The organism is Methylobacter sp. BlB1 (assembly GCF_015476545.1).
GTDB lineage: Bacteria > Pseudomonadota > Gammaproteobacteria > Methylococcales > Methylomonadaceae > Methylobacter.
This window is the reverse complement of record NZ_JADMKV010000200.1, coordinates 1-784: the sequence shown is the minus strand read 5'-3', so window position 1 is coordinate 784 and position 784 is coordinate 1. Positions and strand designations below refer to the sequence as shown.

General features: G+C 63.6%; 1 protein-coding gene. It reads right to left on the bottom strand.

What is annotated here, in order from left to right; all coding sequences use genetic code 11:
- On the bottom strand, positions 1–784 hold a 784-nt coding region (locus IT781_RS22015), incomplete at both ends, for an AMP-binding protein (protein WP_228779362.1).

Genomic DNA, 784 nt, shown 5'->3' with positions numbered 1-784 from the left:
TGCACGAAGGTCGGGCGCAGCTCGCTGTCCATGCCGAACAGCCGCTCGCTCGGCGCCAGCGTCGCGCCTGACAGCAGCGCCGGGAAGATCTCTTCGACAGAGAGGTCGAAGTTGATCGAGTTTTGCTGCAGGACCGTATCGGCACGGGTCAGCTCGAATACTTGTGCCGCGCCCAGCGCATAATTGACCAGCGCCTGGTGTTCGATCATCACGCCTTTGGGCTGGCCGGTCGAACCGGAGGTGTAGATGACGTAGGCCAAATGCTGCGGCGTCAGGCCCAGTGACTGCGGCGCCGGGTTCGTGTCCGGCTGTTCGCCGATCCGCTCCCAATCGCTGTCCAAAACGATCGTATGGGTCTCCGTCTGAGGCAGGATGCCCTTGAGCCGCTCCTGGGTCAGCAGCACCTTGGGCGTCGCATCGGCGAGCATGTAGGCCTGCCGGTCGGCCGGATAAGCCGGGTCAAGCGGTACGTAAGCGCCGCCGGCTTTCAGGATGCCCAGCAGCCCCACTACCATCTCCAGGCTGCGTTCCACGCAGATCGCGACCCGGTCGTCGGGCTTGACACCCAGACTGTGCAGGTAGTGCGCCAACTGGTTGGCCCGGTTGTTGAGTTCAGCATAGGTCAAACGCCGGTCTTCGAACACTACCGCCACCGCATCCGGATTGTTCCGCACTTGCGCCTCAAACAGTTCATGGACGCAGCGGTCACGGGGATAGTCGGCATCGGTAGCGTTCCAGCCGTACAGCACCTGGCGGCGCTCGGCTTCGCTGAGCATCGGCAGGC